Annotated in this window: 21 protein-coding genes; 14 read left to right on the top strand and 7 right to left on the bottom strand. The window is 35.6% G+C overall.

What is annotated here, in order from left to right; translation table 11 throughout:
* Window positions 1–7: 7 nt before the first annotated feature.
* The gene (locus tag RTX21_RS01440; protein WP_312764901.1) at window positions 8–1,375 is read right to left on the bottom strand and encodes a DUF1800 domain-containing protein; all 1,368 of its coding nucleotides are present in this window, start codon (window positions 1,373–1,375) and stop codon (window positions 8–10) included.
* A 216-nt stretch (window positions 1,376–1,591) separates the two neighbouring features.
* Here RTX21_RS01440 and RTX21_RS01435 point away from each other — a divergent pair, with 216 nt between their 5' ends.
* From RTX21_RS01435 to RTX21_RS01390, 10 genes are all read left to right on the top strand, one after another.
* Window positions 1,592–2,164, top strand: coding sequence for a hypothetical protein (locus RTX21_RS01435; RefSeq protein ID WP_312764899.1), 573 nt, complete (start codon window positions 1,592–1,594; stop codon window positions 2,162–2,164).
* A 169-nt stretch (window positions 2,165–2,333) separates the two neighbouring features.
* Window positions 2,334–2,900 (top strand): YceI family protein, encoded by a 567-nt coding sequence (locus RTX21_RS01430; RefSeq protein WP_312764897.1) that lies wholly within the window; start codon window positions 2,334–2,336, stop codon window positions 2,898–2,900.
* A gap of 90 nt (window positions 2,901–2,990) precedes the next feature.
* The gene (locus tag RTX21_RS01425) at window positions 2,991–3,632 is read left to right on the top strand and encodes an alpha/beta hydrolase (protein ID WP_312764895.1); all 642 of its coding nucleotides are present in this window, start codon (window positions 2,991–2,993) and stop codon (window positions 3,630–3,632) included.
* Between the two features lie 265 nt (window positions 3,633–3,897).
* Window positions 3,898–5,316, top strand: a complete 1,419-nt coding sequence (locus RTX21_RS01420; protein WP_312764893.1) for an L-serine ammonia-lyase — start codon at window positions 3,898–3,900, stop codon at window positions 5,314–5,316.
* A gap of 138 nt (window positions 5,317–5,454) precedes the next feature.
* The gene (locus RTX21_RS01415) at window positions 5,455–7,149 is read left to right on the top strand and encodes a DEAD/DEAH box helicase (protein ID WP_312764891.1); all 1,695 of its coding nucleotides are present in this window, start codon (window positions 5,455–5,457) and stop codon (window positions 7,147–7,149) included.
* Window positions 7,150–7,299: 150 nt separating this feature from the next.
* Window positions 7,300–7,938 (top strand): DUF47 domain-containing protein, encoded by a 639-nt coding sequence (locus RTX21_RS01410; protein WP_074233162.1) that lies wholly within the window; start codon window positions 7,300–7,302, stop codon window positions 7,936–7,938.
* A gap of 25 nt (window positions 7,939–7,963) precedes the next feature.
* Window positions 7,964–9,106: an inorganic phosphate transporter gene (locus tag RTX21_RS01405; protein WP_312764890.1), complete on the top strand. Its 1,143-nt coding sequence runs from the start codon at window positions 7,964–7,966 to the stop codon at window positions 9,104–9,106.
* Window positions 9,107–9,253: 147 nt separating this feature from the next.
* Window positions 9,254–10,225, top strand: a complete 972-nt coding sequence (locus RTX21_RS01400; protein ID WP_312764888.1) for a polyprenyl synthetase family protein — start codon at window positions 9,254–9,256, stop codon at window positions 10,223–10,225.
* A gap of 36 nt (window positions 10,226–10,261) precedes the next feature.
* A complete protein-coding gene (locus RTX21_RS01395; protein ID WP_312764886.1) occupies window positions 10,262–11,215 on the top strand; it encodes a GSCFA domain-containing protein in 954 nt (317 codons plus the stop codon).
* 54 nt (window positions 11,216–11,269) lie between these two features.
* Window positions 11,270–12,040 (top strand): TatD family hydrolase, encoded by a 771-nt coding sequence (locus RTX21_RS01390; RefSeq protein ID WP_312764885.1) that lies wholly within the window; start codon window positions 11,270–11,272, stop codon window positions 12,038–12,040.
* Window positions 12,041–12,084: 44 nt separating this feature from the next.
* Here the strand turns inward: RTX21_RS01390 and RTX21_RS01385 are convergent, their stop codons facing one another.
* The 6 genes from RTX21_RS01385 to hpt all read right to left on the bottom strand — a co-directional run bounded on the left by RTX21_RS01385 (window position 12,085) and on the right by hpt (window position 16,849).
* On the bottom strand, window positions 12,085–13,335 hold the full coding sequence (locus RTX21_RS01385) for a DEAD/DEAH box helicase (protein WP_312764883.1): 1,251 nt from the start codon (window positions 13,333–13,335) through the stop codon (window positions 12,085–12,087).
* A gap of 88 nt (window positions 13,336–13,423) precedes the next feature.
* Entirely contained in the window at window positions 13,424–13,909 is a 486-nt protein-coding gene (locus RTX21_RS01380) for a DUF6438 domain-containing protein (RefSeq protein ID WP_312764882.1), read from the bottom strand.
* A gap of 40 nt (window positions 13,910–13,949) precedes the next feature.
* Window positions 13,950–14,585 (bottom strand): porin family protein, encoded by a 636-nt coding sequence (locus RTX21_RS01375; protein WP_312764880.1) that lies wholly within the window; start codon window positions 14,583–14,585, stop codon window positions 13,950–13,952.
* A gap of 19 nt (window positions 14,586–14,604) precedes the next feature.
* Complete coding sequence (gene obgE / locus RTX21_RS01370) at window positions 14,605–15,588, bottom strand: GTPase ObgE (RefSeq protein ID WP_312764878.1); 984 nt, start codon at window positions 15,586–15,588, stop codon at window positions 14,605–14,607.
* 87 nt (window positions 15,589–15,675) lie between these two features.
* Window positions 15,676–16,254 carry an adenylate kinase gene (locus tag RTX21_RS01365; protein ID WP_312764876.1) on the bottom strand — a complete coding sequence of 193 codons (579 nt, stop codon included), beginning with the start codon at window positions 16,252–16,254 and terminating at the stop codon, window positions 15,676–15,678.
* Window positions 16,255–16,294: 40 nt separating this feature from the next.
* On the bottom strand, window positions 16,295–16,849 hold the full coding sequence (gene hpt / locus RTX21_RS01360) for a hypoxanthine phosphoribosyltransferase (protein ID WP_312764875.1): 555 nt from the start codon (window positions 16,847–16,849) through the stop codon (window positions 16,295–16,297).
* 128 nt (window positions 16,850–16,977) lie between these two features.
* On the opposite strand from hpt, the gene RTX21_RS01355 reads away from it, so the two are divergent.
* From RTX21_RS01355 to hemW, 4 genes are read left to right on the top strand one after another with little or no spacing between them, the layout of a single operon-like run.
* Window positions 16,978–18,024 carry a PASTA domain-containing protein gene (locus tag RTX21_RS01355; RefSeq protein ID WP_312764874.1) on the top strand — a complete coding sequence of 349 codons (1,047 nt, stop codon included), beginning with the start codon at window positions 16,978–16,980 and terminating at the stop codon, window positions 18,022–18,024.
* A 58-nt stretch (window positions 18,025–18,082) separates the two neighbouring features.
* A complete protein-coding gene (locus tag RTX21_RS01350) occupies window positions 18,083–19,150 on the top strand; it encodes an RluA family pseudouridine synthase (RefSeq protein WP_312764872.1) in 1,068 nt (355 codons plus the stop codon).
* Window positions 19,151–19,205: 55 nt separating this feature from the next.
* On the top strand, window positions 19,206–20,138 hold the full coding sequence (locus tag RTX21_RS01345; protein WP_312764870.1) for a PorP/SprF family type IX secretion system membrane protein: 933 nt from the start codon (window positions 19,206–19,208) through the stop codon (window positions 20,136–20,138).
* A 46-nt stretch (window positions 20,139–20,184) separates the two neighbouring features.
* Window positions 20,185–21,309 carry a radical SAM family heme chaperone HemW gene (hemW, locus tag RTX21_RS01340; RefSeq protein WP_312764868.1) on the top strand — a complete coding sequence of 375 codons (1,125 nt, stop codon included), beginning with the start codon at window positions 20,185–20,187 and terminating at the stop codon, window positions 21,307–21,309.
* The last annotated feature ends 144 nt before the right edge of the window (window positions 21,310–21,453 follow it).

Below are 21,453 nucleotides of genomic sequence, written 5' to 3'. Positions count from 1 at the left end.
GGTTATTTTAACAAAGTTGGTATTCCGGAGTTGACATAATACTTATCATCAGATGTTTCTTAGTTTTGTCAGTATTGAAATCCGTAATCATTTTCTGAAGATTGTCATTCGGTTTTGATAGCAAAAGACTAAAAAGGTCTTCATTCAGAATATTACTGATGCCTTCCCAGTGGATTGTTATTGTATTTTGCTTTTTGTTAACAATCACTTTTTTCTCATCTTTTCCCATATTCACATCATCATTTGATTTGGGTTCAATGTCCAAAGTTTTGTAACCAGCCATTACCGCAGGGATTCTCATTCTCAATAATAGAGTAGAACTATCTATCCAAAGTGTTCCGCTTGGCCATCCTGCAACGTTCGGAGGTTGGAGTAATTCTTGTCCTAGTAGTTTTTCGAAGTTGTAAATCGTGTCTCGATTCTGCAGATCCATCGGCATGATTCTTCTGATTCCGACTATTAATTCTACTGGCGATTTTATTTTTGCACCGATGTTTTTCTCAGAATAGAACCAATCAGATAGAAAAATTTCATCCATCAGAGTAGTAATGTCATAATTGGATTTGTAAAATTTTTCACTCAATGATCTTACGATTTTATCATCGGGATTTTCATTGACCAAGAATTTATAGACTTTTTTTGTGATGAAATGGGCACATTCCGGTTTCTCGAGAATGATATTAATAATATCAGTTCCATCAAAATTTCCGGTTTTCCCAAGAAATATTTTTTCTCCGGAATCGTGTTGTTTTTTATTATCAGTAAATTCTCCCAAACCATCGTAACTCCAACCTGTAAAAGCTCTTGCAGATTCTTTGATGTCTTTTTCCGTATAAAGATTTCCCCTTCCTAGTGTGAAAAGTTCCATCAATTCTCTGGCGAAGTTCTCATTGGGTTTAGCTTTTTTATTTTGCTGATTATTCAGGAAATTAAGCATTGCAGAAGATTTTGAAACTTCAAAAACCAGATCTCGGAAATTCCCAATCGCGTTCTTTCTGAAAATTTCAATAATTTTTTTATTGAATAAAGCCTGCTGAAGTCTTGTGGCAAAATGTCCGTGCCAGAAAAGCGCCATTTTTTCCCGAAGCTGTGAAGGCGTGTTTATCATCTGCGAATGCCATGATTTCCGAATCGAAGCATTATAATTTTTATTGAATTGATTATAAGGTTTTCTATCAGTAGCTTTCGACATTTGCTGATGTTGCTCCGGAGTGACAGGTTGCATATCGGTAGACAAAGGCTGATAATCCGAATTGTTCTTCAGTTCCTGATATAATTTCTTTGGATTGAGATTTTTATACTTCTCAATATCATTATGATGAATCCCAAAACCTGCTCTGGAAACCAAATGTTTATTTTTTAAGAAATTATTCATAGGTAGGATTTATTGCTTGGAGTAATTAATAAAACAATAGTTAAATCAAAAATTATGAAAATGTAGATTTGTGAATAAATTTTAATATTTAATTATGATTTTAAATAATTGAAAATTAGGAAGTTGTTAAAGTGATTGTTAGGATTGTCAAACAAAAAATCAGCTTTGGCACGGAATTTACAAGTATGTCCTTTGTAAAATTTAAAATTTAAGAATATGAAATCTTTAAAGCATTTAATATTAGGAGCGGGAATTTTGGCAGGAGGATTAATGTCTGCACAGAGTTCTGATATGACCAATATGCTAAAAGTAGGTTTTAATACAGGTATTTCAACAGGTGGTAATACAGCTGCAAATCTGGGAGTAGATTTATCTTATCAGAATTTGATAACGCCAGGCTTTGGTTTGGGTATTGCAACAGGGTATAACCATTATTTCGGAAAAAACAGAACAATTAACGGTGTGAATGTTGAAAACAATGACCTTGGAGTAGTTCCAGTTGCTGCACTATTCAGATTCTATCCTCAACAAACTGGTTTCTATTTTGGAACTGACTTAGGTTATGGATTCATCGTTGGAGATGATAAAGTTGCAAGTAATGTGAATGTTGATAGACCAGACGGCGGTTTTTATATCAGACCGGAAATTGGATATCACAATCGTGACTGGAATTTCTTTGTTCAATACAACAAAACATTTACTGGAGACAAAGGACAGATTGGTGATCAAAAGTATAATGCCGGTGCAATAGGTGTAGGCTTTGCTTATAACATTCCATTAGGTAAATAATCAGAATTTTTGGTTTTCTAAAGAGAATCTAAAAATATTAATCAAACTATGACACATTAATGCCTTCATTTTTATAATGAGGGCATTAATTTTTTAAAAAGTTATCATAGATCAACAAAAATCTTGATCGATACTAATTAAATTTGCATCATTAAAATTATTTAAAACAATGAAAAAGGTATTATTACTAGCTGTATTGGTAAGCGGATTAGCTTTCGGACAAACCAAAAAATTAACAAGTTCTGATGTACACTGGTGGGGTTACAAAATCGCAAAGACAGAAGCATCTTCTCACGATGGAACTGTGAGTGTAAAATCTGGAAACTTGGTTCTTAAAAACGGAGCAGTTGTAGGTGGAGATTTCGTATTGGATATGACGTCTATCAATTCTACTGACCTTTCCGGAGAATACCAAGGCAAATTGAACGGTCACTTGAAAAATGGTGATTTCTTCGAAGTTGAAAAATTCCCGACTGCGACTTACAAAATCACTTCTGTAAAGAAAAATACTAACAAAGATTACAATTTTGTAGTAAACGGAAACCTTACTGTAAAAGGAAAAACAAATCCAGTTTCTTTCCCTGCAAAAATCACTTCTTCAAACGGCGTTGTGACTTTGGAATCTGATAAATTCTCTTTTGACAGACAAAAATTTGATGTAGCTTACAAATCTACAATGCAAGATGTTTTGGTAAAAGACGATGTTGATTTGAAAGTGAAGATCAGCGTAAAATAATTACCGTAGCAATACATAAATATCAAGAGCAGAATTTTTTCTGCTCTTTTTTTGTTTTAAATTTGAATTTCAAACTTCAAATCTCAAATTTTGAAATTATACACAATAAGCGGTTTAGGTGCAGATGAAAAAGTTCTTGAGAAACTCACTTTCAATCCAAATATAGAAGTAGTTCACATTCCCTGGCTTATTCCGGACCTGGATGAGGATTTTCATCATTATGTTTCCAGAATGTCGGAGTTTGTAGATGATTCCGAAGATTTTTATTTGTTAGGCTATTCTTTCGGTGGTATTTTGGTTCAGGAAATTCATAAGTTGAAATGCGCCAAAAAAGTCGTGATTATGGGAAGCATCCGCTGCGATTCCGAGAAATCAAAACTGATTATTGCAGGGCAAAAGACCAATGCTGTAAAATATATTCCAATAAGGATTTTCAATGGTAATACAACTTTATTTTATTCGTTTTTCAGAAAATTATTCGACCCGAAAAATCCAAAACTCACACAATATTTCAGGGTAAAAGACCCCTATTATCTCAAATGGTCAATGGATAAAGTGGCGCATTGGAAGTTCGATAAAATGCCGGATGTTATTCAGATTCTAGCAGATAAAGACATTGTTTTTCCGATTAAAAATTCGCAACCCGATTTCGTAATTAAAAATGCAACCCATCTTTTTCCAGTTACCAAACATAAAGAAGTTTCTGAGATTTTGAAGACCATTTTTATTTAAAATATTTTGGTCGCCTCTTTCCGCCTGTAATTTATCCTGAGCTTGTCGAAGGGCTCCTGCTTTTTTCTGCCATTGCGAAAGACGAATAGCATTCAAAAGAAATTTAGTCGATCGCAATGACAGAAAAAGAGCTCCGTTCAAGTCGGGGGGCGCTTCGCAACAATCAACATTGGTCTAAAAATCAGGTTTTAACAAAATAATAATTCAGATTTAGATAAGTTGTAAAAATCAATTACATTTACAACCGATAATTTTTTACAATTTAATGGAATCTATCAGTGTTTTTGACATTATAAAAATCGGAATTGGACCATCTTCTTCTCACACCATGGGACCTTGGAATGCTGCGAAAATGTTTCTGGATCTGGTCAAACGAAATAATTCTTTACAAGACGTAAAAGAAGTTTTCGTAGAGTTCTTCGGTTCATTAGCAAAAACTGGCGTTGGTCACGGAACTGATATCGCAGGAATGCTAGGCTTGAGCGGAGAAAATTTCCGAACAATCGATACCAACAAAATTGATGAAAAAATCCATAAAATAAAATCTGAACAAAAAATCAACCTTGGAGGAGAAGTTTGGCTATCATTTATTTATGGGCATCATTTGATTCTCAACAAAGAAAGATCTCTTGATTTTCATCCAAATGGAATGATTTTCAAAGTTATTTTCCAAAATGGCGAAGAGTTTAGTCAGGATTATTATTCAGTTGGAGGTGGATTTGTGGCCACAAAAGAAGATAATTCGATTGAGGAAAAATGTGTAAGAACTTTATATCCCTGTCATCACGGTAGCGATATTCTCAAATATTGTGAAAAACTTAATATTGATAAAATCTCAGACTTGGTTTTCCTGAATGAAGAATCATGGAGAACTCGGGAAGAAACGCTTCAAAAAGCTCTTGAGATTTGGGATAATATTAAAGATTGTGTTTACAAAAGCATCAACAAAAAAGGAATTCTTCCAGGCGGTTTGAATGTCACAAGACGTGCTTCCGAAATGAATGAAAAACTTCTCGGAACACAGATCTATAAAAATAAAAATGAGTGGTTCGAAATGGTCAAGAACGAGCAGAAAACTTTCAGTTCGGTTACCAAATGGGTGTCTTGTTTTGCTCTCGCTGTGAATGAAGAAAATGCTTCTTTTGGGCGAATTATTACAGCACCAACCAACGGCGCAAGTGGTGTGATTCCTGCAGTTTTGATGTATGCCCAGACTTTTACAGAATTTAATTCAGAAGAAGATATCATTAGATTCTTATTAGTTGCAGGAGAAATCGGAACTATTTTTAAAAAGAATGCGACTATCTCAGCAGCTATGGGCGGTTGTCAGGCAGAGGTTGGTGTTTCATCGGCTATGGCTGCAGCTGGTCTTACAGAGATTTCTGGAGGAACACCTGGACAAGTTCTAATGGCGGCAGAGATCGCAATGGAACATCATCTTGGATTGACGTGTGATCCTATTGGTGGACTCGTTCAGATCCCCTGTATCGAGCGTAATTCTATGGGCGCAATGAAAGCTATCACTGCTGCTTCTCTTGCTTTGGATGGTGATCCGACAAAAGCAAAAGTTTCCTTGGATAGTGTCATCAAATCTATGTGGGAGACAGCATTGGACATGAATTCAAAATACAAGGAAACTTCTGAAGGTGGTTTGGCTGTGGCAGTTAATGTGGCGGAGTGTTAAGTGATTAATATTTTTTGTAATCTCTAATTATTTAACTTTCCAATATTAATTTTCTGTAATAAAGAATCGTTAAAAAAGAAGTCTTTTTGTTATCAAAAATAAAAAGCGTACCTTTGCACCAAATTAGACGATCTTTAAATGAATTTATTTACGGAATCCAATCTTAGCGCTGAAGTTCTTCAGGCGATTGGCGACCTCGGCTTCGTAGAGCCGACAGAAATCCAAAAACAGACTATTCCTTTTATCTCTACAGATACTCGCGATCTCATCGCACTTGCGGCAACAGGAACAGGCAAAACAGCAGCATTTTCGCTTCCGATTTTGGATATGATAGACGACAACAGTCGTAAAATCCAATTATTGGTGCTTTGCCCTACTAGAGAACTTTGCCTCCAGATTACCAAAGACATCAAAAATTATACGAAATACTTAAAAAACATCAAGACTACAGCAGTCTATGGTGGTAGTAGCATTATGGATCAGATCCGATCTTTGAGAGATAAACCACAGATAATTGTGGGGACTCCAGGTCGTGTGATCGATATGATCGGAAGAAAGGCTTTAGATTTTTCTGAAGTACAATGGGTGGTTTTGGATGAGGCGGATGAAATGCTTTCAATGGGTTTCAAAGATGATTTGGAAACTATTCTTAGTGAAACGCCGGAAACTAAACAGACTTTCTTGTTCTCTGCAACGATGAACAAAGAAGTAGAACGTATTTCTAAGAACTATTTGACCAATCCGCACAGAATTTCTGTCGGATCGATCAATGCGGTCAAGAAAAACATTAAGCACGAATATTATGTGGTTGGCTACAGACAGAAAAAAGAAGCTTTGAAGCGATTGATTGATGCAAATCCTAATCAATATTCGATCATCTTTTGTAGAACCAGAATGGAAACTCAGGAGATTGCAGATTTTTTGATGCAGAACGGTTATGCAGCAGATGCACTTCACGGCGATCTTTCTCAGGCGCAGAGAGATACGGTGATGAAGAAATTCAGACTGAAAAACATCGATATCTTAGTAGCGACAGACGTTGCGGCCAGAGGTTTGGATGTTGATTCTTTGACGCATGTTATCCATTTCTCTTTACCAGATGATCCGGAAGTTTTCGTTCACAGAAGTGGAAGAACAGGACGTGCAGGAAAAGATGGGATTTCTATGGCATTAATAAAGCCGGAAGAAAGCAGAAAATTGAAGCAGATCAAATCTGAAACGAAAATCGAGATCGAGGAGAAAAAAATCCCGACTGGAAAAGATATTATCAAGGCTCAGGTTGGTGGTGTTTTCGAAAAATTATTGACAGAACATGAAAACATCTTTGACTTTGATGATTCCTTGATTCCAGACCTTTCCGGCTTTACAAAAGAAGAATTGGTTCATCAGTTACTACAATTCCAATTGAAAGACCTTGCAACTTATTATAAGGATAGAAATGATATCCAGCAGCAAGAACTCAATAGTAGAGGAGATGACAGAGGCAGCAGGAGAGAAAGAGGAAGAGAGCGTGAAAGAAATGGTGAGAAAAGAGAAAGAAGAGACCGAAACGATAGAAATGACCGAGGTGGAAAACCAAGACATAGAAACGAGGATATGGTAAGATTCTTCTTCAACCTTGGAAAAAGAGATCAGCTGAAGAAAGTTGATATGTTGGACATCATCAACAAAGCTACCTCTAAATCCAAAAAGAGAGCGGATATTGGTAATATTGAAATATTAGATAAGTTCAGTTTCTTCGAGATTGAAAAGTCTTTCAAGAATGAAGTTATGAACGGATTAACTGAAATGAAGTTTCGGGGAAAAGATATGAGAGCAGAAGTTGCCAATTAATGCAAAATATATGTTTTTGATCTAAAAAAAATAATGTAAAAACCTGCTAATCAGCAGGTTTTTGTTGTTTCTAATCTTAATAATTATTTAACATAAAAATTTTCATTGCCTTTTGTTTTTTATCATATTTGCAGAAATTAATCCGAAATAATGGGAATAGGCAATCTTTTCAGAGCATTTCAACCGAAAGATAAAATCTTTTTTGATCTGTTTCTTCGAGTGGCAGATAACTTAGTAGAAATGTCCAAAACGTTTCACGATGGTTTGCTGGATTTTGATATCAATGATGAAACACTGTTGAATCAAATGAGCGATTATGAACATAAACTGGATGATCTTACCCACGAGATTTTTGTTCAATTGGGAGAGAATTTTATCACACCATTTGACAGGGAAGATATCAATTACCTTGCTTCTGGTTTGGATGATATTGCTGATTATATCTATGCTTCTGCAAAATATATCTATTTATATAAAAGCCCGGATAACAAAGTTTACTCGGAGTTTTCCCTTCTGATTCACAAATCTTGTCTTGAGATCAAGAAAGCTTTGGAAAATTTGAAAGACTTCAAAAATCCAAATGAGGTAAGAGAATCTTGTATCAAAATCAATTCTTACGAGAATATTGCAGACGACGTTCTGAGCCAGGCTATTGTGAAGTTGTTTGAAACAAACGATGCATTGTTGATCATCAAGCAAAAATCTATTCTTGATTATTTGGAAATTGTTACAGATAAAGCGGAAGATGTTGCCAACACAATGGAGAGCATAGTTATCAAATACGCATAATAGCTGTATCAAAAATTAAAAACGAATGGATTTTCCAATTCTACTTATTATTATTATCGCATTGGCGCTGATATTTGATTATATCAATGGTTTTCATGACGCTGCCAATTCTATAGCAACCATTGTTTCCACAAAAGTTCTTACGCCTTTTCAAGCGGTTCTTTGGGCGGCATTTTGGAACTTTGCGGCATTTTTTATTGCTGCTTATGTAGTCGGCGAGTTCAAAATTGGTAATACGATTGCCAAGACCGTTGATGAAAACTTCATAACGCTGGAAGTAATCTTTGCAGGACTTATCGCTGCCATTGCGTGGAATCTGTTGACCTGGTGGTTCGGGATCCCGTCCTCATCATCTCATACTTTGATCGGAGGATTTATTGGTGCTGCATTGATGCACGCTTTGATCTCTGACTATCACTTGATTGCTATCGCGCATCCGGAATATTCCTTCTTTGATAAAGTTTATAAGGCATTTGTACAGCTTTTCTCACAGAATGTAGTGAAGTATAAAGTAGTAATTCCTATTTTCCTATTTATTTTCATGGCGCCGTTTATTGGGATGGTCATTTCAATTATCATTACACTGATCATTGTTAATATCTGTAAAAAAGCAAATCCTCATAAGGCGGAACGGGTTTTCAAAAAATTGCAGCTGGTCTCGTCAGCATTATTTAGTCTTGGACACGGAACCAATGATGCTCAGAAAGTAATGGGGATTATTGGAGCTGCAATGATCTATTTCCACGTGAATATGATGAAAGATCCAATGTATCTGAATGTTGCAGAAGCTGATCGTTTCAACTTCTTCGCAGATCACTACCTTTGGGTGCCGGTTGTATCATTCTTAGCAATTGCATTAGGAACAATGAGTGGTGGTTGGAAGATCATCAAGACGATGGGAACCAGAATTACGAAAGTAACGCCATTGGAAGGAGTAGCTGCAGAAACCGCAGGAGCTATTACACTTTTCATCACGGAACAATTGAGAATCCCGGTTTCTACAACCCATACAGTTACAGGTTCCATTATTGGAGTCGGACTTACCAAAAGAGTTTCTGCTGTAAGATGGGGAGTTACGGTTAGCCTGCTTTGGGCTTGGATTCTTACAATTCCTATCAGTGCTATAGTTGCAGGATTTACATATCTTTTGGTAGCATTGATCTTTTGATCTTTAATCAGTCGTTAATAAAAATATAGCTTCTCATTTTTGGGAAGCTTTTTTATTTTAAATGATACCAAAACTGACAAAAACAAGATTCAAAATCTTGGTAGGACATTTTTAAAAATCGTATTTTTGCCCTAAACAAGATTTTAAATGGAATTTCTAGACCAGTATCAGAAAATTGTAGCACAAGCTATCGAAAAACATACCTTCACCAATAAACCTGACGAGTTGTACCAACCGATGAATTACATCATTTCTCATGGTGGAAAAAGACTTCGTCCGATAATGGTGTTGATGGCCTGTGACCTTTTCAATGGTGATTTGGACAAAGCTTTGAAACCTTCTTTGGCAATAGAGTTTTTCCATAATTTTACCTTGATTCATGATGATATCATGGATGAAGCACCACTGAGAAGAAACAAACCGACAATTCACACATTGCACGGCATCAATGTTGGGATACTTTCTGGAGATGCGCTTTTGATTAAGGCCTATCAGTTTTTCGAAGATCTGGAACCTGAATTATTCAAAAAATGCATCAAGATCTTCTCTGAAACTGGTGCGGTTTTGTGTGAAGGACAACAGTTTGATATCAATTTTGAAAATATGTCAAACGTAACTTACGAAGATTATATCCAAATGATCACATTCAAAACTGGCGTTTTAAGCGCATCATCTTTCCAGATCGGTGCTTTGATTGCTGGTGCCTCAGAACAAGATGCTGAAGCGATGTACAACTTTGGAAAACATATAGGGATTGCCTTCCAGATCATGGATGATTATCTGGATGTTTTTGGAAATCAGGAACAATTTGGAAAAAAGCATGCTGGTGATATTTATGAAAACAAAAAGACGATTCTCTATCTCTTGGCTCTTGAACACGCAAATAAGGAAGAGTTGTCTGAACTGAATTACTGGTATTCCAAAAAAACGGATAATGTTGATAAGGTTTATTCTGTAGAGAAGATTTTTCGAAGAACAAAAGTTGATGACAAAGTTCTGAGATTGATCCAAAAACATAACGAGATAGGACAGTCTTATTTGGATAAAATCAATCTTCCGGACGAAAGTAAATTGCCTTTTAGAGAATTGGCCAATTATCTTTTGAGAAGAGAAAGCTAAGAAAGAGTCTAAAAAAACACAATATTTCGACTAGTAATGAAATTCAGAACAGAAGTAGATATCAATGAAAGTGAAAGTAAAATAGGAATCGAAGATTGTATATTTTCCATAGGTTCTTGTTTTGCTACGGAGATGCATGAAAAATTCTCGCAAGGTCAAATCCAGTCTTTGAACAATCCATTCGGAACGATTTTTAATCCTTATTCTATTCTTCAGGTTATTCAGCAAGTTTATGACGCCAAGGAATATCAGGAAAATGATTTGATTTTAGCTAATGAAAATTACATCAGCCTTGATCATCATTCGTCCTTTGATTCCCGGTATGCGCACAGGTCTTTGGAGAAAATCAACCAAAATATAGAAGAAGCTAACCAGTTTTTGCAAAATACAAGTTTTGTGATTATCACATTTGGAACTTCTTACATTTATGAATTTCTTCCAAAAAATAGGTTGGTTGCTAATTGTCATAAGATTCCGCAGAAATTCTTTGATAAAAGATTTCTATCACATCTGGAACTGACGGATTCAATCAACAAAACCATCGAAATTCTGAACGATATTTGCAAAGATGATGTCCAGATTCTGTTCACGATTTCTCCTGTGCGTCATACGAAAGACGGAATTGTTGAAAATCAATTGAGCAAATCTAAATTGATCAATGCGATTCATGAATCGATTTTCGAAAAAGAAAATTGCCATTATTTACCAATTTATGAGTTAATGATGGACGACCTCCGCGATTACAGATTTTACAAAGATGATATGATCCATCCTAATTCTCAAGCAGTTCAGTACATTTGGGAAAAATTCGGGAATGCATATTTTTCTGATGAGACCAAAGTATTTATCAATGAAAATAATAAGATCATCACGGCTCTGAATCACAAAACCAATGATGAGAAAAATCCAAAATTCCAAGAATTTCTGGAAAAGATCAATCAAAAGATAATTGAACAGCAAAAGAAAGTTAAACATAAGATATTTGGCTAATTGCTTTCGGCTTATGGCTATTAGCTATTTGCCAACTGCCAGTCGCAAAACAATATGATAGATACTCATACCCATTTATATTCCGATCAGTTTGATGATGATCGTCACGAAATGATTCAACATGCTTTGGATAAAGGCGTGGAAAAATTCTTCCTTCCCGCAATCGATTCCGAAACACACGAGAAAATGCTCCTTTTAGAAGCCGAATATCCGGATAAGGTTTTTTCTATGATGGGACTGCATCCTTGTTCTGTTCAGCAAGATTCTTGGCAGAATGAATTGCAATTGGTAAAAAATTACCTTGACCAAAGAGATTTTGTAGCGATTGGAGAAATCGGAATTGATTTATATTGGGACAAATCAACTTTGGATATTCAAATAAAAGCATTCGAACAACAGATTGATTGGGCAATAGAAAGAGATCTTCCAATTGTAATCCATACAAGAGAAAGCTTCGAAGAGACCTTTGAAGTTCTGGAAAGAAAAAAACATCCAAAACTTCGTGGGATCTTTCATTGTTTTTCAGGGAATCTCGAACAAGCTAATCACGCCATTGACCTTAATTTTATTCTTGGAATCGGTGGAGTAGTGACCTTTAAAAATGGGAAAATCGATCAATTTCTAAATGAAATCCCATTGGATAAAATCGTATTGGAAACAGATTCACCTTATCTCGCACCAGTTCCTTTCCGAGGAAAACGAAATGAAAGTGCATATGTAGAGCTGGTTGCAGGAAAGTTAGTTGATATCTACAAAACAGATTTTAATGAGATTGATAGAATCACGACAGAAAATGCTCTGAGATTGTTTGGATTGAATCAATAATTAAAAATACGAAAACCGGAAATTTCTTCCGGTTTTTTATTTATTTATTTATTTCTGAAAAATCCTTTATTTTTAGGTTTCTTAAAGCTAATCTCTGTTTTTTGTTGAGGTTTAGGCCTTGGAGTAAAGGGTTTGTTATTACTGTCCCTTTTTTGTTCAACCAGATCATTGGTATGATAAGGATGGTCTGCTACAACAGGGATTTTCTTTCCGATCAGTTTTTCGGTATTTCTAAGATTAGCCAGATCCAAACCGTCAACAAACGAAAAGGAAGTTCCTTCTGAACCTGCTCTACCAGTTCTCCCAATTCTGTGGACATAAGTTTCGGAAACATCGGACAGCTCATAATTTACGACATATTTCAGCTCATCAATATCAATTCCTCTTGCTGCGATATCTGTTGCAACCAGAACTCTCGTTTTTTTCGATTTGAAATTGTTGAGTGCATTTTGTCTTGCATTCTGGGATTTGTTTCCGTGGATGGCTTCAGCGGAGATCTTGGATTGGTGCAGTTTTCTTGCTATTTTATCAGCCCCATGTTTGGTCCTGGAAAATACCAATACCTGATCCAATTTCTGGTCTTGCAAAAGATGGATCAATAGATCTGTTTTATTATCTTTTTCTACAAAATAGATGCTTTGCTGAATTGTATCTGCGGTAGAAGAAACCGGAGCAACTTCTACTTTTACAGGATTCACAAGAATCTCAGAAGCCAATTTTGCTATTTCTTTCGGCATTGTTGCAGAGAAGAAAAGGTTTTGCCTTTTCACCGGGATCAATTTCAGAATTCTTTTAACATCGTGAACAAATCCCATGTCAAGCATCCTGTCAGCCTCATCCAAAACGAAGATTTCCAAATGATGGAGCTTGATGATTCCTTGGGAAATGAAATCTAATAATCTGCCCGGCGTTGCGATCAGGATGTCAACTCCTTTTTTCACTTGTTGTTCTTGCTGATGTTGTTTTACACCACCGAAGATCACAAGGGATCTAAGTTTAAGATTTTTGCTGTAAGCCTTGAAGTTTTCTTCTATCTGGATTGCCAGTTCCCTTGTTGGTGTCAAGATCAAAGCTTTGATCTGATTCCTATGTTGTTCTTTTTCAGAAAGATTTTGTAGGATGGGAATAGCGAAAGCAGCTGTTTTTCCAGTTCCTGTTTGTGCACTTCCCAACAAGTCTTTTTTCTGAAGAATGGATGGGATTGCTTTTTCCTGTATTGGTGTGGGGTGTTCGTAGCCTTGTACTTTTAGTGCGTCTAGTATTGGTTTTATTAAACCTAATTGTTCGAAATTCAAATGAAATGTTTTTTAATGTAAATAAAAAATCCCTTCCGTTCAGAAGGAATTTATGTTTTGCAAAGGTAACTTATTTAAAATAAAGTTTTTAGTTAACTTTTTCCCACTTTTGGTTTTGTTTTAATTCTGAGATGTAAGTATAGAGTGTCGTTAGCTTTTCTGGTTTTTCTCCTGCAGACATTGCAATGTCTTTTTTGGTTCCGTCTGAGAAATAGATTCTTAGATTGCTTTTGGATGCATCCATTATTCTTTTGTCAATATAGTTATCCGATAATGATTTTATGTCGGCATCATCTGTCAAAGCTATCAATTTGTCAAAATCCTCTTTGTTGATAGTAGATTTGAAGGTACCTTCTCTGGGTTTGTCAAAGTCACCTTTTCCTTCTCCCTCTGAGAAATTGAAATGTTCTGCTTCTAGGATTGCGGTTCTATCAGAGTTAATAGTGATTTTGTAAATGGGACAGAATCCGAAACAAGGACCAACTTCATATTCGATTTTAGAATATTTGGAGGTTTGTGAACTTGTGCAAGACATTAATCCCAAAATAATGAATAGACTGAATAAATATTTCATAGCAAATTTTTGACTTAAGCTTTCAATAATTGTTCCTAAATTATTTGAATCGATAACCTAAACCTATTTGTAAGAAGTTACTTTTTACTTTGAAATAATCATTATCATGCATGTTATTGATTCCAAAATGATATCTTGCATCAGCAAACAGCTTGCTTGTGATATGAAATTCTGTTCCAACAAAAGGAAAAACGTTAATGATATTCACATTTTCCAATTTTCCATCATCGGTTCCTTCAAAATAATATTGATAAGATGTTTTAATATTTGGATTAATATTAATTCCAAGATTTAGACCACCAATAACAGCTAGCTTCTGGATTGGATAGTACTTTGCCAATATCGAATTTTGGATTTGAGGATAACGATAATCATACTCATTATTGGCAATTTTTACCCATGCTTCTCCATTGTATTCTAAAACATCAGATACTAATTTGCCGCCTAATTCAGTATAACTTATTTCTTCTTGTAAAGAAAATTTGTCTGTGATTTTGAATTCTATGAATCCTCCTATGTAAAAATAAGATTTGGAATCAAATTTAACATCGTTGGAACCAGAGTTCATTTTCCATTTTAAATCCGAAAGATTATAACCACCTTTCACACCAAAATGAATTTGAGAATAAGCAAAAGAAAATGTTGTAATTAACAATAATGAGCAGATTTTTTTCATGATTTAATAGTTTAAATTTTTATCCATGCAATTTTTTCCAGATGGCGTCTTTCAGTTCCTGAAGGCCTTCGCCAGTAACGCCGGAGAAAAATAAAGGCTGTCTGTTTTCCGGAAATTCTGCAGCGATCTCTTTTTTCAGCTCATCATCCAAAAGATCAGCTTTTGAAACAGATAAAATGAAATCTTTATCGACTAATTCCGGGTTGTATTCTTTCAATTCATTCTCCAAGATTTTGAACTCCTGGAAATGGTCTTCCGAATCTGCAGGAATCAGGAATAATAAGATCGAATTCCTTTCAATATGCCTTAAAAATCTGTGTCCAAGACCTTTACCTTCCGCAGCTCCTTCGATAATTCCAGGAATATCAGCCATTACAAAAGATTTGTAATTTCGCCATTCCACGATTCCAAGATTGGGTGTCAAAGTTGTAAAGGCATAATCTGCGATTTTAGGCCTTGCAGCAGAAACAGACGAGAGAAGAGTTGATTTACCAGCATTAGGAAAACCTACTAATCCAACATCGGCAAGTAGTTTTAGTTCAAAGATAACATAGCCTTCCTGACCTTCCATTCCTGGCTGCGCATATCTAGGCGTTTGGTTGGTAGAGGATTTGAAATGCTCGTTTCCCTTCCCTCCTTTTCCACCTTCCATCAGTATGATCTCTTGTCCATCTTCCAGGATTTCTCCTATGATCTCACCATCTTCATTTTTTGCAATAGTCCCCAAAGGAACATTGATATAAACATCTGCACCATAAGCACCTGTCAGTTGATTCTTTTGACCATTTTGTCCACGTTCAGCTTTCACATGTCGGGTGTATCTTAATGGCAAAAGGGTCCATTCATGAGCGTTTCCTTTCATTATTACGTGACCACCGCGTCCGCCATCACCACCATCCGGGCCTCCTTTCGGAATGTATTTTTCTCTGCGAAGGTGGGCAGATCCGGCACCGCCGTGACCACTTGTACAATGGATTTTGACGTAATCTACAAAATTTGACATATTACTAGTATTATAGACAAATAGAGAATAGATAATAGACTCTTTCAAGATGATCTATGATCTATTCTCTAAAAATGTAAGTTTCTTTTATTTGATTTTTTCTACTTCAGCAAATAGTTTTTCAGAGATCTCGGAAATATCTCCGATTCCGTTAACCTCTACATATTTGCCTTGCTTTTTATATAATTCTGCAACTTCTGCAGTTTTTGTATAATATTCTGTGATTCTGTTGCGGATGATATCTTCGTTAGAATCATCAGTTCTTCCACTGGTTTCCCCTCTTTTCAGAAGTCTTTCCACAAGAACTTCGTCATCCACAATTAATGAAAGACAAATACTGATCTTAGAATCCAACTGTTCTTTTACAATAGTTTCCAAAGCTTCTGTCTGGGTAGCAGTTCTTGGAAATCCGTCGAAAATAAAACCATTGGTTTCAGTTGGCTTTCTCAATTCATCGACCAACATATCAATCGTCACCTGATCAGGGACCAACTCTCCTTTGTCGATATAAGATTTTGCTAATTTTCCAAGATCCGTGTCATTTTTCATATTGTAACGAAAAAGATCTCCAGTAGAAATTTGTTTTAGATTGAATTTCTCGATAAGATGCTGAGCTTGGGTTCCTTTTCCACTTCCCGGAGGGCCAAAGAGAACAATATTGATCATATTTTCTTTAATTTATAGATTTATTTCTTCTTGAGAAAGCTTAATGATTGATTCTGCCTTCCTCTAATTGATATAAGTCGGGTAAGTTTCTTCCCAGTTCATCATAATCTAATCCGTAACCTAGTACGAACTTATTTGGGATTTCCTTCGCAACATAATCTACTTTGAAGTCTTTTTTGAAAACATCAGGTTTCAAAAGCAAAGTAGCCACTTTTAGGGATTTTGGACGTTGCGTGTTTTTAAAATATTCGAAAAGGTTTTCCAATGTATTCCCAGTATCCACTATGTCTTCCATCAAAATGATATGACGGTCTACAACATCTTTTGTAAGGTCCATTTTTTTATAGACAATTCCTGTGGACTGAGTTCCGGAATAAGAACTTACCTGCAAAAATGCAATTTCACACTTGCCAGGATAATATTTTAGAAAATCTGAGAAAAACATGATCACACCATTTAGAACTCCAATGAAAATCGGAGTTTCATCTTTGTAATCTTCATAAACTTTTTCGGCTAGGCTTTTTATAATTTCCTGAATTTCATCATGTTTCAGGTAAGGGACGAAACTTTTGTCGTGAACTTGTATAGACTCCATATATATTTCAAAGCACAAAAATAAGATTTTTATGCCAAATGACCGATTTTCTTTTTTGAAGCTTTTCATCAAGGACTAATACAATTTAATTATCTATATTTGCGTTACGTTTCTGAAAAAGGATAATTATGTTCAAATCGCTTTTCCATTGGAAAGTATTACTTAATATAGTTTTGGCAATGGCATTTTTTGCCGGTCTGGTCTGGCTCACGTTCCGTTGGCTGGAGTTTCATACCAATCATGGGGAAGAAGCTCCTGTTCCTAATGTGATGAATATGACCGTGCATGATGCTATAAAAGTGTTGGATGATTCTGGTCTGGAGTATGAGGTAGATAGTTTCAAATATGATCCTAAATTCCGTCCTCTTCAGGTTTTAGCTGTTTTCCCTTCGCCTGGTTCTAATGTGAAAAACGGAAGAGCTATTGTATTGAAAGTTAATCCTAAAACCTGGGCAAAAGTGGCTGTTCCTGATATTATTGACAGATATAAAGGTTTGGCATTCAATCAACTGAATCTTGTCGGGCTGAAAGTCGGAGACACGCTTTATGAACCAAGTATTCAGAGAGATGCGGTTCTCAGAATTATTTTTAATGGCTCGAGTATAAAACCAGGGACTTTGTTACCTAAGTTCTCTACTGTTGATTTGGTTATTGGGTCAGGTCCTTTAAGAAATGTTTCTATTCCTAATGTTGTAGGAAGAACAGTTCAGGAAGCAAAGAAGATTATCGCTCAAGCTTTATTCGAAGTTGGGATTGTGGAGTACGAAGATGGCGGAAAAGATGAATCTGATATTGTCTATTATCAGGATCCGGAATTTGGGGCTCAAAGAGATCAGGGAATGCAAATTGATCTTTGGGCAAGTAAAAAAACACCAGCCGAATTACAGAATAAAATTAAACAATTGGATGAAATGTATCGCCCAAAGATAGATACGACATTGGCACCAATACAGTATAATGAGGTTTCACCAATTGAACAAAAGCCTCAGACTCAAAAAGTACCTGCAACTACAGAGCAATCTGCATCAGGAAATACACCAAATGTTGCAAAGCCAAAACCGGCAAATACCCAACCAGCGGCAAGTCCTAATTCAGTTCCAAAACAGAATGGAACAGCGCCGCAAGCCACAAAGCCTGTAGAAAAACCAAAGCCGAAAAAGGTAGTTATTGAATAAAAAAATAAAATTAATAAAGGCTTCGACTAATTAGTTGAAGCCTTTTTAAAATAAGGATATGCTTGACGAGAACGAAGAATTCTTAGAGGATGAAATATTAATTGATGATAATTCCAATGAAGATGAAAACAGTGGATTGTACGAACATGTTAATATTAAAGTAGATAAAAATCAGGAGCCACTTCGGGTCGATAAATATTTATCTTTATTTCGTCAAAATTCTTCCCGAAACAAGATCTCCCAAACTTGCAGAGCTGGTAATGTTGTTGTAAATGGGATTGTTGTAAAGCAAAATTACAGAGTAAAGCCAGGAGACGAGATCAGTGTCCTTCTTGCTCATCCTCCAAGGGAAAATGTCATTATTCCACAAGACATCCCTATCAATATTGTTTATGAGGATGCAGATCTGATCGTTGTAGATAAAGATGCGGGAATGGTAGTTCATCCTGGTTTTGGAAATTGGGATGGTACATTGGTCAACGCATTGGCATTTCATTTTGCAAAAGACCCGAATTATAATTCCGATCTGGATAGGGTAGGATTGGTCCACAGAATTGATAAAGATACTTCCGGATTGCTGGTCATCGCAAAAACCGAATATGCTCTAAGCTATCTGGCCAAACAATTTTTTGACAGAAAAACCAGACGTCTTTATTGGGCTTTTGTTTGGGGAAATGTAAAAGATGATCAAGGAACAATAACCGGACATATTGGAAGACATCCAAAAAATAGGATGCAGATGTACACATATGAAGATGGTAGTCATGGCAAACATGCCGTTACACATTACAAGGTTTTGGAACGATTTCGGTATATGACCTGGATAGAATGTAAGTTGGAAACAGGAAGAACACATCAGATTCGTGCCCATATGAAACATATTGGACATACGTTGTTCAATGATGAGAGGTATGAAGGGAATATTATCATGCGTGGTATCAATCTTCCAAAGTATAAGCAGTTTGTACAGAATGTTTTTGAAGTTTTACCAAGACATGCACTGCATGCGCATACATTGGGATTCATACATCCAACTACAAAGAAAGAAATGTACTTCGAAAGCCCAATGCCGAAAGATATGCAGGAAGCTGCGGAACGCTGGAGAAAATATCTCGATAATAATTAGAGTTTTATATATTTGTGTTGTGAATAAGAATTATACATATTACAAAATATTCTTTTTGTTTTTTACTGGCTTTTTTATAGAGAGTAAAGCACAAGAGACCTTACCTTTTTATCAACAATATCTATTGGATGGGGATTTTCTTTTCAACCCTGCTTTGTTAGGCAAAACAGATGATGTGGTTTTGAATCTAAATTACCAGAAGCAGTTTTCACAACTCGATGAATCTCCTAATGTACAAACTATAGGATTACATGCCAATGTTTTTGACAGGGTAGGAGCAGGTATTGCATTTTTCAGAGATCAGAATGGTCCGATATCATCTAACGGTTTGATGCTAGGTGCTTCTTACTTTATACCCCTTTCGGATGAAGAAGACAGGCAGGACCAGTTCTCATTTGGTATAGGAACGAATCTCTATAATATGAATATCGATTATACAAAACTCAATCCTGAGCAACCAGGTGATCCTGTTTTGGGAGAGAATACGAATGATATTTTTATTGCTTATGCCAATTTGGGTGCTGCTGTAAAGTATAGAGGCTTTTTTGGAGGTATTTCCGTCATCGATATTCCTATCAGTAATGATATTCCGATTGTAAACGGTATAGAACCCTCACCGACAAAATTCTACCTTAATGCGGGGTATGATTGGCATTTTACCGATGGGATTTTTGTAACTCCATCTTTGATGATGAACCTTAACACCAATTCTTCAAGGATATTTGATTATAATTTAATGGCAACTGTTTTCGGAGATAGGAATAATCTCTCTGCAGGGATCAGTTTCAGAAGTGCAAAAAGCGCTGTCGGAAGCCAAAATCTTGGGATGTCGCCAATCATCAAAGGTAGAGTAGGCAATTTTACATTTGGTGGTGTTTACAATTTTGGTGTTTCGGAACTAACAGAGAATTTTGGAAATAGTTTTATGTTGTCTATTGGTTTTAATATAGAAAACTTTATCAACACAAGAGGTTTCCGATATAGATAAGATTAATTTGAATAACTTTGAGCTCTGATTTTTCAGGGCTTTTTTAATGATTTACCTTCACATCCCTTTTTGCAAGCAGAAATGCAGCTACTGTAATTTTCATTTTTCAACATCTTTTAACTTAAAAGATGAGATGCTTCTCGCCATCAAAAAAGAAATTGGATTAAGGAAAAATGAACTTGATAATAAAACTCTCAAATCTCTTTATTTCGGTGGAGGGACACCTTCTGTTTTGAGTGTTGATGAAATCAAATCTTTGATTGACGAGATTCAAAAATATTTCAGTTTTGATAAAAATATAGAAATTACACTGGAATCCAATCCCGATGATTTGAATAAAAATTTCCTAAAAGAATTATCTCGAACCGAAATCAATCGTTTGTCTATCGGAACTCAGAGTTTTTTTGATAAAGATTTGAAACTGATGAATCGTGCACACAATGCTTCCGAAGCAGAAAATTCGATTAAAAGAGCACAGGATTTTGGATTGGAAAATCTCAGCATCGATTTGATTTACGGCTCGCCAACTTCCAATTTTGAGATTTGGAAAGAAAATCTCAATAAAACCATCGAGTTACAAGTTCCTCACGTTTCATCTTATGCTCTGACTGTTGAACCCAAAACAGCTTTGGAAAAATGGATTGAAAATGGAAAAATCAGTTCTCCCGAAGAAGCAGAACAGAATCAGGGTTTCTATTATATGAAGGATTTCTTGAAAGATAACGGATTTGACCATTACGAGATTTCAAATTTTGGAAAACCGGGCTTTCATTCAAAGCATAATTCTGCTTATTGGAAATCTGAACCATATTTAGGGATTGGTCCTTCGGCGCATTCTTATAATGGCAGCTTGGAAAGAAGTTGGAACATTGCCAATAATCCTATCTATATCAAAAATCTTAATCAAAATATTCTTCCAATAGAAAAAGAAATCCTTTCTGAAAAAGACAGATTCAACGAAATGATGATGATTGGTCTGAGAACAATTTGGGGCGTAGATTTGCAAAAAATCAATCAGAACTTTTCTTCAGAAATAATCGATTATCTCAATCAAGAAATCAAATCTAAATTAGAATGTGGAATTCTTAAAATAGAAAATAATTACCTCAAAATTCCTGAACAACATTGGTTTTTAGCAGACGGAATTGCAAGCGATTTATTTATCGTTTAAATTTTTTATTCTAGTAAACATTACGTTTGTCATTCCGTAGGAATCTAAACCTCTGAGATTCTTACGGAATGACAAAAATTATGATTTTAAATGTTAATTTCCCTATTTTTGTAAAGCTAAATCTTTGCTGAGTTTTACGCCTTT

Origin of the sequence: Epilithonimonas sp. (assembly GCF_032054305.1) — a bacterium.
Taxonomy (GTDB): domain Bacteria; phylum Bacteroidota; class Bacteroidia; order Flavobacteriales; family Weeksellaceae; genus Epilithonimonas.
This window is presented reverse-complemented; position numbering and strand designations above follow the sequence as displayed.

Coding starts and splice junctions, on each gene's coding strand:
- RTX21_RS01440 (WP_312764901.1), bottom strand. CDS start 1,375: ATGAATAATTTCTTAAAAAATAAACATTTGGTTTCCAGAGCAGGTTTT.
- RTX21_RS01435 (WP_312764899.1), top strand. CDS start 1,592: ATGAAATCTTTAAAGCATTTAATATTAGGAGCGGGAATTTTGGCAGGA.
- RTX21_RS01430 (WP_312764897.1), top strand. CDS start 2,334: ATGAAAAAGGTATTATTACTAGCTGTATTGGTAAGCGGATTAGCTTTC.
- RTX21_RS01420 (WP_312764893.1), top strand. CDS start 3,898: ATGGAATCTATCAGTGTTTTTGACATTATAAAAATCGGAATTGGACCA.
- RTX21_RS01415 (WP_312764891.1), top strand. CDS start 5,455: ATGAATTTATTTACGGAATCCAATCTTAGCGCTGAAGTTCTTCAGGCG.
- RTX21_RS01410 (WP_074233162.1), top strand. CDS start 7,300: ATGGGAATAGGCAATCTTTTCAGAGCATTTCAACCGAAAGATAAAATC.
- RTX21_RS01405 (WP_312764890.1), top strand. CDS start 7,964: ATGGATTTTCCAATTCTACTTATTATTATTATCGCATTGGCGCTGATA.
- RTX21_RS01400 (WP_312764888.1), top strand. CDS start 9,254: ATGGAATTTCTAGACCAGTATCAGAAAATTGTAGCACAAGCTATCGAA.
- RTX21_RS01395 (WP_312764886.1), top strand. CDS start 10,262: ATGAAATTCAGAACAGAAGTAGATATCAATGAAAGTGAAAGTAAAATA.
- RTX21_RS01390 (WP_312764885.1), top strand. CDS start 11,270: ATGATAGATACTCATACCCATTTATATTCCGATCAGTTTGATGATGAT.
- RTX21_RS01380 (WP_312764882.1), bottom strand. CDS start 13,909: ATGAAATATTTATTCAGTCTATTCATTATTTTGGGATTAATGTCTTGC.
- RTX21_RS01375 (WP_312764880.1), bottom strand. CDS start 14,585: ATGAAAAAAATCTGCTCATTATTGTTAATTACAACATTTTCTTTTGCT.
- obgE (WP_312764878.1), bottom strand. CDS start 15,588: ATGTCAAATTTTGTAGATTACGTCAAAATCCATTGTACAAGTGGTCAC.
- RTX21_RS01365 (WP_312764876.1), bottom strand. CDS start 16,254: ATGATCAATATTGTTCTCTTTGGCCCTCCGGGAAGTGGAAAAGGAACC.
- hpt (WP_312764875.1), bottom strand. CDS start 16,849: ATGGAGTCTATACAAGTTCACGACAAAAGTTTCGTCCCTTACCTGAAA.
- RTX21_RS01355 (WP_312764874.1), top strand. CDS start 16,978: ATGTTCAAATCGCTTTTCCATTGGAAAGTATTACTTAATATAGTTTTG.
- RTX21_RS01350 (WP_312764872.1), top strand. CDS start 18,083: ATGCTTGACGAGAACGAAGAATTCTTAGAGGATGAAATATTAATTGAT.
- hemW (WP_312764868.1), top strand. CDS start 20,185: ATGATTTACCTTCACATCCCTTTTTGCAAGCAGAAATGCAGCTACTGT.